This window comes from Bradyrhizobium sp. MI1.3 (assembly GCF_055811695.1).
In genome coordinates this window covers 92,389-106,724 of sequence record NZ_JBVVPQ010000025.1, presented here as the reverse complement: position 1 = coordinate 106,724, position 14,336 = coordinate 92,389, and the positions used below count along the sequence as shown (strand labels likewise).

12 protein-coding genes are annotated in these 14,336 nt (G+C 64.1%); 9 read left to right on the top strand and 3 right to left on the bottom strand.

Annotated elements, in window-relative coordinates; translation table 11 throughout:
- The first annotated feature begins 317 nt into the window (after positions 1 to 317).
- The 4 genes from AC0L3A_RS19995 to AC0L3A_RS19980 all read left to right on the top strand — a co-directional run bounded on the left by AC0L3A_RS19995 (position 318) and on the right by AC0L3A_RS19980 (position 4,803).
- On the top strand, positions 318 to 1,265 hold the full coding sequence (locus AC0L3A_RS19995) for a TAXI family TRAP transporter solute-binding subunit (RefSeq protein ID WP_007597521.1): 948 nt from the start codon (positions 318 to 320) through the stop codon (positions 1,263 to 1,265).
- A gap of 160 nt (positions 1,266 to 1,425) precedes the next feature.
- Entirely contained in the window at positions 1,426 to 3,534 is a 2,109-nt protein-coding gene (locus AC0L3A_RS19990; RefSeq protein WP_473255048.1) for a TRAP transporter permease, read from the top strand.
- Entirely contained in the window at positions 3,531 to 3,908 is a 378-nt protein-coding gene (locus tag AC0L3A_RS19985; protein ID WP_007597519.1) for a DUF1850 domain-containing protein, read from the top strand. Before AC0L3A_RS19990 ends, AC0L3A_RS19985 begins: the two co-directional genes overlap by 4 nt.
- 88 nt (positions 3,909 to 3,996) lie before the next feature.
- Positions 3,997 to 4,803: an SDR family NAD(P)-dependent oxidoreductase gene (locus AC0L3A_RS19980; protein ID WP_219682439.1), complete on the top strand. Its 807-nt coding sequence runs from the start codon at positions 3,997 to 3,999 to the stop codon at positions 4,801 to 4,803.
- A gap of 130 nt (positions 4,804 to 4,933) precedes the next feature.
- Here AC0L3A_RS19980 and AC0L3A_RS19975 read toward each other — a convergent pair whose 3' ends face one another.
- Together AC0L3A_RS19975 and AC0L3A_RS19970 are read right to left on the bottom strand one after the other, a co-directional pair.
- Entirely contained in the window at positions 4,934 to 5,704 is a 771-nt protein-coding gene (locus tag AC0L3A_RS19975) for a hypothetical protein (protein WP_473255047.1), read from the bottom strand.
- 214 nt (positions 5,705 to 5,918) lie between these two features.
- Positions 5,919 to 7,496 (bottom strand): cation:proton antiporter, encoded by a 1,578-nt coding sequence (locus tag AC0L3A_RS19970; RefSeq protein ID WP_088941041.1) that lies wholly within the window; start codon positions 7,494 to 7,496, stop codon positions 5,919 to 5,921.
- Positions 7,497 to 7,591: 95 nt separating this feature from the next.
- On the opposite strand from AC0L3A_RS19970, the gene AC0L3A_RS19965 reads away from it, so the two are divergent.
- The 5 genes from AC0L3A_RS19965 to AC0L3A_RS19945 all read left to right on the top strand — a co-directional run bounded on the left by AC0L3A_RS19965 (position 7,592) and on the right by AC0L3A_RS19945 (position 13,288).
- Complete coding sequence (locus AC0L3A_RS19965; RefSeq protein WP_473255046.1) at positions 7,592 to 8,350, top strand: tetratricopeptide repeat protein; 759 nt, start codon at positions 7,592 to 7,594, stop codon at positions 8,348 to 8,350.
- 132 nt (positions 8,351 to 8,482) lie between these two features.
- Positions 8,483 to 9,868, top strand: a complete 1,386-nt coding sequence (locus AC0L3A_RS19960) for a tetratricopeptide repeat protein (protein ID WP_473255044.1) — start codon at positions 8,483 to 8,485, stop codon at positions 9,866 to 9,868.
- 145 nt (positions 9,869 to 10,013) lie between these two features.
- The gene (locus AC0L3A_RS19955; protein ID WP_473255043.1) at positions 10,014 to 11,948 is read left to right on the top strand and encodes a propionyl-CoA synthetase; all 1,935 of its coding nucleotides are present in this window, start codon (positions 10,014 to 10,016) and stop codon (positions 11,946 to 11,948) included.
- Positions 11,949 to 12,117: 169 nt separating this feature from the next.
- Positions 12,118 to 12,378 carry a hypothetical protein gene (locus tag AC0L3A_RS19950; protein ID WP_007597509.1) on the top strand — a complete coding sequence of 87 codons (261 nt, stop codon included), beginning with the start codon at positions 12,118 to 12,120 and terminating at the stop codon, positions 12,376 to 12,378.
- A 163-nt stretch (positions 12,379 to 12,541) separates the two neighbouring features.
- Positions 12,542 to 13,288, top strand: coding sequence for an OmpW/AlkL family protein (locus AC0L3A_RS19945; protein ID WP_354126870.1), 747 nt, complete (start codon positions 12,542 to 12,544; stop codon positions 13,286 to 13,288).
- Between the two features lie 269 nt (positions 13,289 to 13,557).
- On the opposite strand, the gene AC0L3A_RS19940 is transcribed toward AC0L3A_RS19945, so the two are convergent.
- Positions 13,558 to 14,253 (bottom strand): DUF1013 domain-containing protein, encoded by a 696-nt coding sequence (locus tag AC0L3A_RS19940; RefSeq protein ID WP_007597507.1) that lies wholly within the window; start codon positions 14,251 to 14,253, stop codon positions 13,558 to 13,560.
- Between the last annotated feature and the right edge of the window lie 83 nt (positions 14,254 to 14,336).

Genomic DNA, 14,336 nt, shown 5'->3' with positions numbered 1-14,336 from the left:
CCAACGCATCTGCGAAGCTCGGTTGCCCCACCTGCCGATATGCCATCCCCAGATCCTCTTCAGATGTCTCTTAGAGATCGCAGATTCGCGATTTACGCAAAGCCCTCGCACGCGGGAGAGGTTGCACCGAACCTGCCGCGTGAGTGATTGATTCTCGCTCGAGCGTGCCTGGCTGCGCCACCTCGCCGCACCCGCCGAGTTCCCCAAAAATCGAGCCAGGACAGCCATTTACCGCAGTCCTGTTTTGACTTTTGGATGGGTTGACCCGCCCCCCTCATCCGGCCAACTTCCCGGCCGGTTTGGGGAGTAGAAAGATCATGAAACGAACGATTTTCGGAGTGGCCGCGGCTGTTGCTCTGGCGGCGTCGGCGCCTTGCGCGCAGGCGCAATCCTTCATCAACGTGCTGACCGGCGGCACCTCCGGCGTCTACTATCCGCTCGGGGTCGCGATCGGAAAGATCTACGGTGACAAGATTCCGAACGTGAAGACGCAGGTGCAGGCCACCAAGGCGTCAGTCGAGAATCTGATCCTGCTCCAGCAGGGCCGCGGCGAGCTGGCATTCACGCTGGGCGACTCGCTGAAAGCGGCCTGGGACGGCGAGGAGGAGGCGGGCTTCAAGTCCAAGCTCGACAAGCTCAGGACCATCGGCGCGATCTATCCGAACTACATCCAGATCGTCGCGACCGCCGAGAGCGGCATCAAGACGCTGGCGGACCTCAAAGGCAAGAGCCTGTCGGTCGGCGCGCCGAAATCGGGCACGGAGCTGAATTCGCGCGCGATTCTGGCGGCGGCGGGTATGAGCTACAAGGATCTCGGCAAGGTCGAGTATCTGCCGTTCGCCGAATCCGTCGATCTCATGAAGAACCGACAGCTCGGCGCGACCCTGCAATCGGCCGGGCTCGGCGTGGCCTCGTTGAAGGATCTGTCGACCTCGAGCCCGATCACGGTGGTGTCGGTACCGAAGGAGACCGTCGACAAGATCGGCCTGCCCTTCATCGCGGCGACCATTCCCGCCAACACCTACACCGGGCAGGACAAGGACGTGCCGACCGCGGCCGTGGTCAACTATCTCGTCACCAGCTCGGCCGTGTCGGACGATCTTGCCTACCAGATGACAAAACTGGTCTACGAGTCGCTGCCCGAGCTCGCCAACGCGCATGCGGCCGGCAAGGAGATCAAGCTCGAGACGGCCGCCAGCGGCAGCCCGGTTCCGCTGCACCCCGGCGCGATCCGCTATTACAAGGAAAAGGGGCTGATCAAGTAAGGTCGGCCGTCACTATCGGACGTCATGGCCGGGCTTGTCCCGGCCATCCACGTTCTAAGGCCAGGCGAGAAAGATCGTGGATGCCCGGGACAAGCCCGGGCATGACGGTCTGAATACGCGGCGCCAATGCTATAAGCGCTGGACGGTTGGGGACATATCGATGTTGCAGGCAGAGGGCAGCGAAGCGCCCATCAAGGTCGAGTTCGACAATTTCGAACACGGTTTTCCGGAAGGCTTTGGCCCGGGCTGGTGGGGCACGCTCGCGTACTGGATCGGCATCGCCTTCGCGACCTTCCAGCTTTATGTCGCGGCCTTCAACTATCTGCCGAGCCAGGTGGTGCGCGGCGTCCATGTCGGATTCCTCATCCTCCTCACCTTCGGCCTGATCGGCAACTTCACCGCCAAAAGCAATGTCGGCCGCGGGCTCGGCTGGCTGATCGGCAGCGCGGGCTTTCTGTGCGGGCTCTATCAATGGATCTTCTATGCGGATCTGATCGCACGTGACGGCGATCCGACGCGCCTCGATCTTGTGGTCGGCACGCTGCTCGCCGTCCTGATCTTCGAGGGCACGCGGCGGCTGATGGGCGCGGCGCTCCCGCTGATGTGCGGCGCCTGTCTCGTCTACTGGTTCTTCGGCCAGTATCTGCCGTCACCGCTGAACCATCGCGGCTATGATTTCGACCAGATCGTCACTCATCTGTCGTTCGGCACCGAAGGTTTTTACGGCGTGCCGATCTACGTCTCGGCGACCTATATCTTCCTGTTCATCCTGTTCGGCTCGTTCCTGGAGCGCGCCGGCATGATCCAGCTCTTCACCGACGTTTCTCTTGGCTTATTCGGCAGGACCCGCGGCGGCCCGGCCAAGGTCGCGGTGTTCGCCTCCGGCATGATGGGCACGATCTCGGGCTCCGGCGTCGCCAATGTCGTCACCGTCGGCCAGTTCACGATTCCGCTGATGATCAGGTTCGGCTATCGCCGCGCGTTCGCGGCCGGTGTCGAGGCGACGGCCTCGATGGGCGGGCAGATCATGCCGCCGGTGATGGGAGCGGTTGCCTTCATCATGGCGGAGACGCTCGGCGTCCAATATTCGGAGGTCGTGAAAGCGGCTGCGATTCCCGCGATGCTCTATTTCGCCTCCGCCTTCTGGATGGTGCATCTGGAGGCCGGCAAGCACGGGCTCACCGGGATGAAGAAGTCGGAGACCCCGAGCGCCTGGAAGGCGCTGGTGACGCGCTGGTACCTCGTGCTGCCGCTCGCAGCGCTCGTCTACATGCTGTTCGAAGGCTTTACGCCACTCTATGCCGGCAGCATGGGCCTCGCGCTCACAGTGGGGCTGATCCTCGGCACCGCCATTACGACGGGCGCACCTTCGATGGCTATCCGCTATATCTTCTGGATCGGGCTTGCGCTCGTCGTCGCGGCGCTCTCGCGCGACGGCCTCCAGATCGTGCCGGTCGCAGGCGTCGTCGTCGCGTTGATCGTGATCACTGCGTTCGTGCGCGGCGGATTTTCCGCCCTGCGCGCCTGCCGCGATGCGCTGGCTGAAAGCGCGAAATCCGCCATCACCGTCGGCATGGCCTGCGCCATCGTCGGCGTCATCATCGGCATGATGTCGCAGACCGGCGTCGGTACCATCTTCGGCGGCTGGGTGATCGGGCTCGGCGAGAAGAGCCTGTTCCTGGCGCTGATCATGACCATGCTGCTGTCGATCCTGCTCGGCACCGGCATCCCGACCATCCCGACCTACATCATCACGGCGGCGCTCGCGGCGCCCGCGCTGGCGAAACTCGGCGTACCGCTGATCGCGAGCCACATGTTCGCGTTCTATTACGGCATCATGGCCGACCTCTCGCCGCCGGTGGCGCTGGCTGCGTTAGCCGCGGCACCGATCGCGAAGGAGAATCCTGACAAGATCGGCTGGGAGGCGATGCGCATCGCGCTCGCCGGCTATGTCATCCCCTTCATCTTCGTCTATTCGCCGGCGCTGATGCTGCAGGCCGGCGATCCCATGGCTGCCAAGCTCGGCTTCTACGGCGCGGTGGCGCTGGCGACCTTGAAGGCCTTGGTGGCGATCGCGCTGTTCGGCATGGTCGCGATCGGCTTTTTGTTCACGCGGCTGACGTTCCTCGAACGTTTGGTCGCGCTCGGTGCCGCGATCTGCCTGCTCGGCGATTTCCCGTTCAGCGACACCGCCGGCTTCCTGCTCGCCGCGGCAATCGTGCTGTGGCAGTGGCGGCGGCGTCCGCCGTCGCCGGTCGAGGCGGTGTGAGCCTCTGCTTCGTCACAGCCTCAGGCGTGAAGGCGCTGGCGCTGTCCGCGTTCACGCTGGTGTGGACGCATTCCATCGCGAAGGTCGACTGGCAGGAAGACTGGCGCGTCACCCCCGCCGGGCTCGAACTGACGCAGGCACGCGTGAAGGGCACCGGCCCCGGCATGGAGCCGCCGCCCGAGGCGCGCCTCGTCGACGGCTGGTTTCAGTGGAGGCCTGCGCGTGCGCCGATGCCGGAGGTGGTGCTCGGCAATTCGGGCGCGGCTGGCGAATGGCGGCTATGCCATGACGGCAAGTGCCGGACGTTGTCCGAGATTGTCGGTCATCCCATTGGTGCTAACGTCACAAAGATGAAGATTTGCGACCATCCGTAGCCCGGATGAGCGAAGCGACATCCGGGAGCGGCGGACCCGGATATCGCTACGCTCATCCGGGCTACAAGAAAAATAAAGGAGAAACGCGATGGGTCGGCTCAAGGGCAAGGTTGCGATGGTGGTGGGCGCGGGCTCGATCGGCCCCGGTTGGGGCAACGGCAAGGCCACCGCGGTCACCTTTGCGCGCGAGGGCGCGCAGGTGTTTTGCGTCGATCGCAACGGCGCGGCCGCCGAGGAGACCGTGAAGATCATCACGGACGAAGGCGGCCAGGCGATCGCGTTCACGGCCGAGGTCTCGCGTGCGCACGAGGTCGAGGCGATGGTCGCCGCGTGCCTGCAGGCCTACGGCCGCATCGACGTCCTCGACAATAATGTCGGCATCGCCGAGATGGGCAGCGTGGTCGAGGTGACCGAGGAGAGCTGGGACCGCGTCTTCAGCGTCAACCTCAAGAGCGCGTATTTCGCCATGAAGCACGTCATCCCCGTGATGGTGAAACAGGGCGGCGGCTCCATCATCAACATCTCCTCGATCGCTTCGATCCGCCACATGGGTATCTCCTACGTCACGTACGGCACTTCGAAAGCGGCGATGAACCAGATGACGCGCACCACCGCGATCGAATTCGCGCGCCACCATGTCCGCGTCAACGCGATCCTGCCCGGCCTGATGAAAACGCCGATGGTGGAGCATTCCGCCGGTCTCGCCGCCAGTTACGCCAAGGGCGATGTCGAGGCGATGTGGCGGGCGCGCGATGCGCAAGTGCCGATGGGCCACATGGGCGACGCCTTCGACGTCGCTAACGCCGCACTGTTCCTGGCCTCGGACGAAGCGAAATATGTGACGGGGATCGAGCTCGTGGTGGACGGCGGGATCACGTGCAAGGCGGGGGCGTAGCTCCTTGCTCGTCGCCCTGGCGTAAGCCAGGGCCCATTACCACAAGGCTCGGTTGGCGAAGACTGCCGGCTCCAGCTTCTTCAACAATCAGCATTCGGGGTAATGGGTCCTGGCTTTCGCCAGGACGACACTATTGCGCCAGCGCCAGAATCCCGCCGGCGAATGAATGCCATGCCGCCGTTTCGCTGATCGGCCAGTTCAGTACCTTCACCGCCAGCATCGCGAGCGTGCCGGTGATGTAGACCGGGTGCACGCGGCCTTCGGTGCGCCAGTCGCGTACCATGGCGACGACGAGCAGCAGCGAAGCGACCATCGCGGGTGCGATGGTGACGGGCACCGGCGGCGGCCCGGGCGGTCCCGGAGGCGCGAGGAAAGTGAGAAACCAGCGCGCGATCGCGGCATCGAGGATGGAGACCCCGGCGAGCAGCATCAGGCGTTTGTGAATCTCCGGCTTTCGCGTGTTCATGATCGCGAGCACGAACACCATTGCAAAGAACGCAATCCCGCTCATCGGTACGATCGAGAAGGCGATGCCGGCCTGTTTCTGTCCGAGCGCCGCGGAATGCTGCATCACATGGACGGAGGCGAGGAAGCCGAAGATCGTCATCGCGGTCGCGAGCGAAACGCCGGCGATGCCGAGCGCACGGTGATTGACCACGCGGCCTGAGGCGGCGAGCCAGGTCTGGATCACGAAATAGAGAGACCAGGTGAAGAACAAGAGACCATGGAAATGAATGACGGGGCTTGCGGACAAGGTCCGTTGCGCGAGCGGCACAAAATAGGTCGGTGCGAAGCCGAGAAAGGCGGTGGCCGCGCAGGCCAGCGCCATGTGGAGATAGAAATATCGTGCGGGCGACGCATCTCGCGCGCGCACACGACGGTCGTCGATCAGGGTCGTCATGAGGGATGAGTCTGGAGAGGCGGCGTTTGGTTCAAAGCAAACCGTCCCTGCGCCGTCGTCCCGAGGCGCGCACAGCGCGAGCCCGGGACCCATAATCACAGGGCGCGGTTTGGCGCGAAGCTGGTAACTCCGAATCTTCGCAAAACACTTGCTGCGGCGTATGGGTCCCGGATCTGCGCTTCGCTTGTCCGGGACGACAGCGGTGTTTGCGGATCTAACCCCCCGCGCTCAATTCCGCGCGATCAAGCTCCTCCTCGATTCTGTGAAACGCGTCGTCGCCGATCACCTCGGTGGCGCGGAGTTCGAAGATCGACTTGCGCGCGGCCGCGATGCCGCGGCGGCGCAGGGGATCGGCCGGCAGTTCGCCGTTGGTGATGCCGCCATGGGGATCGTCGTCGGCCTGCATCAGGATGGCGCGATATTCGAGCCGCAGGATTTCCGCTTCCTCCGACGGATCGTCCTCGATCGCGTCGAGCGCCGCGCGATAGGCGACGGCGCGGGCACGCGCGACCTCGATGCCGACGGGATCGTCGTCCTTGAGGCCGAACGCCAGGATCAGCGGCCGCAACGTCAGGCCCTGCACGACCAGCGTGCCGAGCACGACGGCAAACGCCGAGAAGACGATGAAGTCACGATGCGGAAAGCTCTCCGGCAGGGCAAAGGCGGTGGCGAGCGTAACCAAGCCGCGCATGCCGCACCAGGAGATGATGAGGCCGCCCTTGGCCGAGGCGACCTGCTTCGGATCCTTGGGGTGATAGATGCCGTGCGCCACCAGCGTGCGCAGCGTCGTGCGGTAGAACGTAATCCAGGCCAGCCGCACCAGGACCACGGTGAGCAGGATCCAGGCGGCCGCCACGCAATATTCCCAGCGCACGTCCGCATCGAGGCGCGTCCAGATCGGCCGCATCTGCATGCCGATCAGCATGAAGGCGAGCACGTTGAGCACGAACACCATGGTTTCCCACACCGCATAGGAAGGTACTCGCAGCCGCGCCGGCATGCGTGTCCCAGCCGTGCGGGCGATGGTGATGCCGTAGACTACTATGGTGAGGATGCCAGAGAGACCGAGATGCTCGGCGGCAATCCAGACCATGAAGGTCGTGGCGAATTGGATGATGATCGAGCTGGGGGCCTCCTTCACGCGTTCCATGAACAGCGGAATGATGCGGCCTGCGACCAGGCCCGCGACGACGCTGCCGACCAGGGCCAGCGCCATGGTCGGCGCGACCTGGCTCCATGCCAGATGCTCGGTTGCGATCGCTCCGACCGCGATGCGATAGATCAGGAGCGCGGTCGCGTCGTTGAGCAGGCTCTCGCCCTCCAGGACCTTCACCATGCGGTGAGGCAGCTTCACCTGGCTCAGGATCGCGACCGCAGCGGCCGCGTCCGGCGGGGCCACGATGGCGCCGAGCGCAACCGCGGCGGCCCAGGGCATGTCAGGCATCAGCCGGTGGGCGACGTAGGCCACAGCGGCCGTGGTCAGACCGACGGCGGCGACGACCAGAGTGGAGACCGGAACCCAATTGTTGCGGAGATCGCGCAGCGAGGTGTCGAAGGCGGCATCGAGCAGGACCGGTGCGACAAAAAGAGCCAACGCCAGGTCGGGCTCCAGCGTCCAGGACGGGCTCGACGGCACAAACGCGATCAGCGCGCCCCCGATCGCGAGAAAGGTCGGATAGGGGACCTTGATCCGCCGCGCCAGCGCCGATAATCCAACGGCGCCGAGCAGAAGCACAATGATCCATTCGAATGTCGACACGTTGATCCCCGAAACCGATTTGAGCGGCGCCACAAGCTAGCACCAATCCGGCCGTATGATGGATAGTGCGGCCCCGAGACAAGACCTCAACCCGGACCTTAACCCAAGATTTTCCGACTGTGACGAGCATGCGTTTTCTCATTCAATGGTCCGGCGCCGGGGTGCTATTCGCGCTCTCGTTCGTCGTGGCTCATGCCGCGACCGGCGGCGAACCGGCCGCGGTCCCGCAGGTCGACATCGCGCCGTGCCTCGCGGCTGCCGCGGCCGACGACATCGACAAGGCCGCCACGGCCTGCGCCGCCGTGATCGACAACGAGAAGACGGCGAAAGGCGATCTGATCAAGGCGCTGATCGCGCGCGGCGGGCTTTATGCGCGGCACGACCAGATCGATCGCGCGATCGCCGACGACAGCCGCGCTCTGGAGCTCGATTCCGGTCTCGCCGATATCTTCAACGCGCGGGGCGAGCTCTGGCTGAGGAAGGGCGACAAGCCTAAGGCGGTGCAGGATTTCGGCGCGGCGTTGAAGATCGATCCGAACCACGAGCAGGCCAAGGCCAATCACAAGGCGATGGCGCGCGAGATCGAGCGGATCGGCGCGCAGATGGCGGTCGCGGGCAAGCCCAGCTTCATTTGCAAGGGTGCGCGCCGCCCCGTCGAGAAGGCGATCTGCGCCAACCGCGAGCTCGCTGATCTCGACCGTGAGGTCTTTGCCGCCAACGCGCGCGTGTTGCGCGAAGCCCGCAATGCAGGCGAAGCGAAGGCGCTTCAACGCGAGCAGGACGATTTCATCGCCCGCCGCAACGCCGGGTTCGGCCGGCCGGGGTACGATTTGAAGAAGGCGATGCAGGAGCGGCTGCAGCGGCTCAACGGGGTGGACGGGTATTGAGGCTGCTCATCTCGCCCGTAAGAGCGGGTCGAAAAAGGGAAGGATCGGTGCGCCGCTGGCACGCCTCGATTTGAACCGATTCTTTGGCCGCCGCGACAATGGTGAAAGCCTGATGTCCCGGAGCTCTATGCCATGTGCGGCACGCATCCTTCCGCGCAAATGCTCTCGTTTGCAAAAATCTCGTTTCGCTCGCTCCTGCTCAGCGCGGCAATGAGCGTCGTCCTCGTCGCTCCTGCCTTGGCCGGCGTCGATTGCGTGATGGAGAGCAAAGCCGCTCCGGCTGAGCTGATCCCGGCCTGCAGCGCCACCATTGACCAGGCCTCAATTCCATCCTCCGATCGCGCCGCGGCGTTGCTGGTGCGCGCCGACGCCAATGCGCGGACCTCGGGCGGCCGCACGCAGGCGCTGCGGGACATCGACCGCGCCATTGCGCTCGATGGCAAGAACGCAAAAGCCTGGCGCCTGCGCGGCGATCTCCTCCGCGAGGCCGGCGGCGATCTCAACCGCGCCGCGGCGGACCTCAGCAAGGCCATCGAACTCAATCCGCAGGATTCGGAATCTTACGAGCTGCGCGGCGTGGTCTACACCAACCAGCGCCGGCTCGACCGCGCGCTTGCCGATTACGACCAGGCGATCAAGCTGAAGCCTGACAATGCACAGGCCTGGTCAGACCGCGGCGTGACCTATTATCTCGGCGGCGACAACGAGAACGCGATCCGCGATCTCAGCGAGGCGTTGCGGCTCGATCCGAATCGGCCGCGCAGCTACACCAATCGTGGCGCCGCCTACAAGAAGCTCGGCCAGCTCGAGAGGTCGGTTGCCGACGACGGCGAGGCGATCAGGCTCGATCCGAAGGTGCCCGAATATTACGACAATCGCGGGCTGTCCCTGGCCGCGATGGGCGAGTACGACAAGGCGATTGCCGATTACGATCAGGCGCTGCGGCTGGCACCGCGCCCGAACTTCTTCGCTAACCGCGGCGACTCCTACCACCTCAAGGGCGAGCTTGGCGCGGCGCTGAGCGATTACGAGGCCGCGCTGAAACTCGAGCCGAATTTCGCGCAGACCTACAATAACCGCGCCGTGCTCTACAAGAAGATGGGCGAGCGCAAGAAGGCGCTGGCCGACTACGAGACCGCGCTGCGGCTCGATCCCGGCAACGACAACGCTGCCGCCGGCCGCCGCGCCATGATCGCGGAGATCGTGAAATTCGGCGGCGAGCCGCTGCGGCCGCTCGCGGCGAATTCCGGCAAGGGCCCGTCGTTCGATTGTGCCACTGCGAAGCGCGAAGTCGAGAAGGTGATCTGTGCCGATCCGCAGCTGGGTGTGCTCGATCGCCAGATCGCCGAGACTTATGAGCGCGTGCTGAAATCGGCAGGGTCCCGCTCGGCCGGCGACCTCCGTCGCACCCAGCGCGACTTCCTCGCCACCCGCAATACGAGCTTCGGCCGCGCCGGCTATGATCTGAGGAAGGTCATGCAGGACCGCCTGCAGCGGCTGAACGCGATGGATAGCTGAGCACTGTTCTTTTCAGCTTGAACCGCGGCCCATTCCCGGGAAAATAGCCCTCAAACATGGCCGGTACTTGATCCCTGTCATGGCGGGACGTTTGTCCTGCCACAAGGTCAAGGCTAGGCGAATAAAAGGGAACGGGAGCGCGGGAATGAACGTCCGAGGAAACGTCCAAGGAAACATCGACGGAAAGAGCCTCTATCACGAGGTTTATGCGCGCTCGCTGGCCGACCCTGAGGGCTTTTGGGCCGAGGCGGCCAAGGAGATCGACTGGATCGAGCCACCAAAAAAGATCTTCGATCCCTCGCAGGGCGTCTACGGCCGCTGGTTCAGCGGTGGCATTGTGAACACCTGCTACAACGCGCTCGACCGCCACGTCGAACGCGGCCGCGCCGACCAGATCGCGCTGATCCATGATTCGCCGCTGGCAAATAGCGTCACCAAATTCACCTACGCCGAACTGCTGGCCGAAGTGCAGGCGCTCGCCGCCATCATGCAGGACTTTGGTGTCGCCAAGGGCGATCGCGTCGTCCTCTATATGCCGATGGTCCCGGAGGCCGTCGTTGCGATGCTCGCCTGCGCGCGCATTGGCGCGGTGCACTCCGTGGTGTTCGGCGGCTTTGCCGCGAAAGAGCTCGCCACCCGCATCGACGATGCGCAGCCAAAGTTGATCCTGTCGGCGAGCTGCGGCATCGAGCCCGGCCGCATCGTGCAGTACAAGCCGCTGCTCGACGAGGCGATCAGGCTTGCGGGCGCAAAGCCGAAGGCCTGCATCGTGCTGCAACGTCCGCAGCTCGTCTGCGCCCTCACGCCCGGCCGTGACTATGATTGGGCGGGCCTGCGCCGCAAGGCGATGAACGACGGCAAGCAGGCGCCTTGCGTGCCCGTCGCCGCCACCGATCCGCTCTACATCCTCTATACGTCAGGCACGACCGGCATTCCCAAGGGCGTCGTGCGGGACAATGGCGGCCATCTCGTCGCAGTGAAATGGTCCATGTTCAACCTCTATGGCGTCAAGCCGGGCGAGGTCTGGTGGTGCGGCTCCGACATCGGCTGGGTGGTCGGCCACAGTTACATCGTCTACGGCCCGCTGCTGCACGGCGCGACCTCGATCATGTATGAGGGGAAGCCGGTCGGCACGCCCGATGCCGGCGCGTTCTGGCGCGTGATCAGCGAGCACAAAGCTGTCGCCTTCTTCACTGCGCCGACCGCGTTCCGCGCGCTCCGGAAAGAAGATCCGGAAGGAAAATTCATCCGGCAGTACGACCTCTCGACGTTCCGCACGCTGTTCCTGGCCGGCGAGCGCGCCGATCCGCCGACGGTGGAATGGGCGGAGCAGCAGTTGAAAGTGCCTGTCATCGACCATTGGTGGCAGACCGAGACCGGCTGGTGCATCGCCGGCAATCCGGTTGGCTTAGGCCAGCTGCCGGTGAAGCACGGATCGCCGACGGTGCCGATGCCGGGCTACCAGGTCGACGTGGTCGACGAAGCGGCAAAGCCGGTCGGTCCGAACACCATGGGCTCGATCGTCATCAAGCTTCCGATGCCGCCGGGCTGCCTGCCGACACTGTGGAATCAGGACGAACGGTTTAAGGAAGCCTACCTCACCGAATTCCCCGGCTACTACAAAACATCGGATGCCGGCTACAAGGACGAGGACGGCTATGTCTTCGTCATGGGCCGCACCGACGACATCATCAACGTCGCCGGCCATCGGCTCTCCACCGGCGGCATGGAGGAGATCCTGGCTTCGCATCCCGATGTCGCCGAATGCGCCGTGCTCGGCGTCAAGGACGCGATCAAAGGTGAGGTACCCTGCGGCTTCCTGGTGCTCAAGGCGGGTGTGAAGCGGGCCCCCGCCGAGATCGAGAAGGAGATCATCGCGCTGGTGCGCGACAAGCTCGGTCCCGTTGCCGCGTTCAAGCTCGCCATCACCGTCGGGCGCCTGCCCAAGACGCGCTCCGGAAAGATCTTGCGCGGCACCATCAAGAAGATCGCAGATGGTGAAGCCTGGACCATGCCGGCGACGATTGAGGACCCCAAGGTGCTCGACGAGATCGGCGATGCGCTGAAGGGGCGGGTGTGAGGTTTGCAATGGGGCTTGAATAGGCCGCATTTTTCCGCTCAATCCTCATCCTGAGGAGCGCGCCTGGCGCGCGTCTCGAAGGATGAAAGGCCCCGCTGCTCCAGCTTGGCCTGCATGGTTCGAGACGCCCGCTGCGCGGGCTCCTCACCATGAGGATGAAGGGCCTGCCATGAATTCGAAGCCGTTCCTAGCGATTGCATTTGCGGGCCTCATTCTCTCCGCCTGCTCCGCGCGCTACCAGACGCCGGTGGCGATGGGCGGCGATGATGACGACGCGGTCTGCCAGAGCCGCGGCTATGCGGCCGGCTCGCCTGAATACGTGGCCTGCCGCAAGGACCGCGACGTCCAGCGCAGCGCCGCGACCACCCGCGCCGACCGCCGCCAGCGCGACCTCGGCGAATACATGCTGAACCATCCGGACCGGCCATGATGTAAGCCGTGGCATTATCCTGCCGCGACAGATCTGCAACGCCGCAGCCAAATCGCAATCGCACTTGTCCTGATTTGATCGGCATCAAATCCTTCACCACTGCCTTTCTGCTCTGACGCTGATGTCGCGCAACGAAGCGCGCAAATGGCTGAAGGGGAATGCAATGGACGGAATAATAAGAAACGTGGCGCGGCTCGCGGCGCTAGGTGCGGCGCTGGCGGGGGCTTTTGCCTCGGCACAGGCCGCCGATTTGCCGATCTACAAAAAAGCGCCGCCGCCGGTAGAAGCCTTCAATCCCTGGATGGTACGCTTGCGGGTGCTAGGCGTGTTGCCGGATGCGGGCGGCTCGACCGTCAATGTCGCCGGCGTTCCGTCACTGTCGTCGCCGAATTCGGGCCTCTCGATCAGCGACCAGGTCGTGCCTGAGCTCGACATCAGCTATTTCTTCACCAGGAACATCGCGGCCGAGCTGATCCTGGGCGTAACCCGGCATTCGATCAGCGGCACCGGCTCGCTCGCAAATCTGCCGATCGGCAAGACTACGCTGCTGCCGCCGACGCTGACCCTGCAATATCACTTCGACAATTTCGGCGCATTCAAGCCGTATATCGGTGCCGGCGTGAACTACACAATGTTCTTCAGCAACTCCGCCGCCAATACGCCGGCCGTCATCGCAGGTCCGCCCGCGATTGTCGCCACCACCACGAGCCTGCATGTCAGCAACGCCTTCGGTGGCGCGGTGCAGCTCGGCTTCGACTACATGCTCGATCGGCACTGGGGCCTCAACGTCGACGTCAAGAAGCTCTGGTTGCGGCCGGACTATTCGGCGACGGTCAGTGGGCTGCCGGTTACCGGCACTGCGCATATCGACCCGTGGCTGGTCGGCGGTGGTGTGACGTATAAGTTCTGAAGTTGTTGTTGCCTTAGGGAGGCACACTGTCGCCCTAACGTCGTCCTGGCGAATGCCAGGACCCATACCGCGGAATCTATCGACTGAGCGCGGTAGGAGAACCGAGCGACGAGTCTTCACCAAATTCCTCCTTGGGGTAATGGGTCCTGGCTTTCGCCAGGACGACGCCGGAGGGTATGCGTTGTCAGTCGTTTTGCAGATGCAAAATAAAAACGCGGCAGGTTTCCCTGCCGCGTTTTTGTTGGGTTCACGAATGAGGAGCGGAAGGATTACTCCTCCTCCTGGTCCTGCTTCTTGCCGCCGAGTGTCTTCAGCTTGGCGAACACGGCATCGACGTTGAGATCGTCGCTGGACCTCTCGGCGGGTTCGTACTCGTCCTTCTTGGTGGTTTCGGAGGCCGGCAGCAGGGTGGCGCCGCCATAGGCCGCGTCGATCGGCTTTTCCTTGGCCGCGCGCGCGACCTCGAAATCGAGCTCGATCTGCGAGCAGAGGCCGAGAGTGACGGGATCAATCGGCGTCAGCTGAGACGTGTTCCAGTGGGTGCGATCGCGGACACTGGCGATCGTGCTCTTGGTCGTGCCGACCAGGCGCATGATCTGGGCGTCCTTGAGCTCGGGATGGTTGCGCAGCAGCCAGAGGATGGCGCTCGGGCGTTCGTGGCGGCGCGAGACTGGGGTGTAGCGCGGGCCCTTGCGCTTGGGTTGCGGCGGCAGCACCACCTTACTCTCCTGGAGTCGGAGCCGGTAGTCCGGGTTGTTCTCGCCCTTCTCGATCTCCTCGCGGGTCAGCTGGCCGTTGGAGAGGGGATCCATGCCCTTGATGCCCTGGGCGGCGTCGCCATCGGCGATCGCGCGCACCTCGAGGGGGTGCATTTTGGTGAAATCGGCGACCTGATCGAAGGTCAGCGCGGTGTTGTCGAGCAGCCAGACGGCGGTCGCCTTGGGCATCAGAGGTGCGTTGCTCATGGCAAATCTCCTTTGTGCTTCGCCCACCCCTTTGGAGGCGAAACCGGTGGTCATCAGCGATGACTGGGAATTCGCGCTATATA

Bases quoted from the DNA above. Each gene is read 5' to 3' on its own strand.
- AC0L3A_RS19965 (WP_473255046.1), top strand. From the start codon at position 7,592: ATGCGTTTTCTCATTCAATGGTCCGGCGCCGGGGTGCTATTCGCGCTC.
- AC0L3A_RS19995 (WP_007597521.1), top strand. From the start codon at position 318: ATGAAACGAACGATTTTCGGAGTGGCCGCGGCTGTTGCTCTGGCGGCG.
- AC0L3A_RS19960 (WP_473255044.1), top strand. From the start codon at position 8,483: ATGTGCGGCACGCATCCTTCCGCGCAAATGCTCTCGTTTGCAAAAATC.
- AC0L3A_RS19950 (WP_007597509.1), top strand. From the start codon at position 12,118: ATGAATTCGAAGCCGTTCCTAGCGATTGCATTTGCGGGCCTCATTCTC.
- AC0L3A_RS19945 (WP_354126870.1), top strand. From the start codon at position 12,542: ATGGACGGAATAATAAGAAACGTGGCGCGGCTCGCGGCGCTAGGTGCG.
- AC0L3A_RS19940 (WP_007597507.1), bottom strand. From the start codon at position 14,253: ATGAGCAACGCACCTCTGATGCCCAAGGCGACCGCCGTCTGGCTGCTC.
- AC0L3A_RS19990 (WP_473255048.1), top strand. From the start codon at position 1,426: ATGTTGCAGGCAGAGGGCAGCGAAGCGCCCATCAAGGTCGAGTTCGAC.
- AC0L3A_RS19980 (WP_219682439.1), top strand. From the start codon at position 3,997: ATGGGTCGGCTCAAGGGCAAGGTTGCGATGGTGGTGGGCGCGGGCTCG.
- AC0L3A_RS19955 (WP_473255043.1), top strand. From the start codon at position 10,014: ATGAACGTCCGAGGAAACGTCCAAGGAAACATCGACGGAAAGAGCCTC.
- AC0L3A_RS19975 (WP_473255047.1), bottom strand. From the start codon at position 5,704: ATGACGACCCTGATCGACGACCGTCGTGTGCGCGCGCGAGATGCGTCG.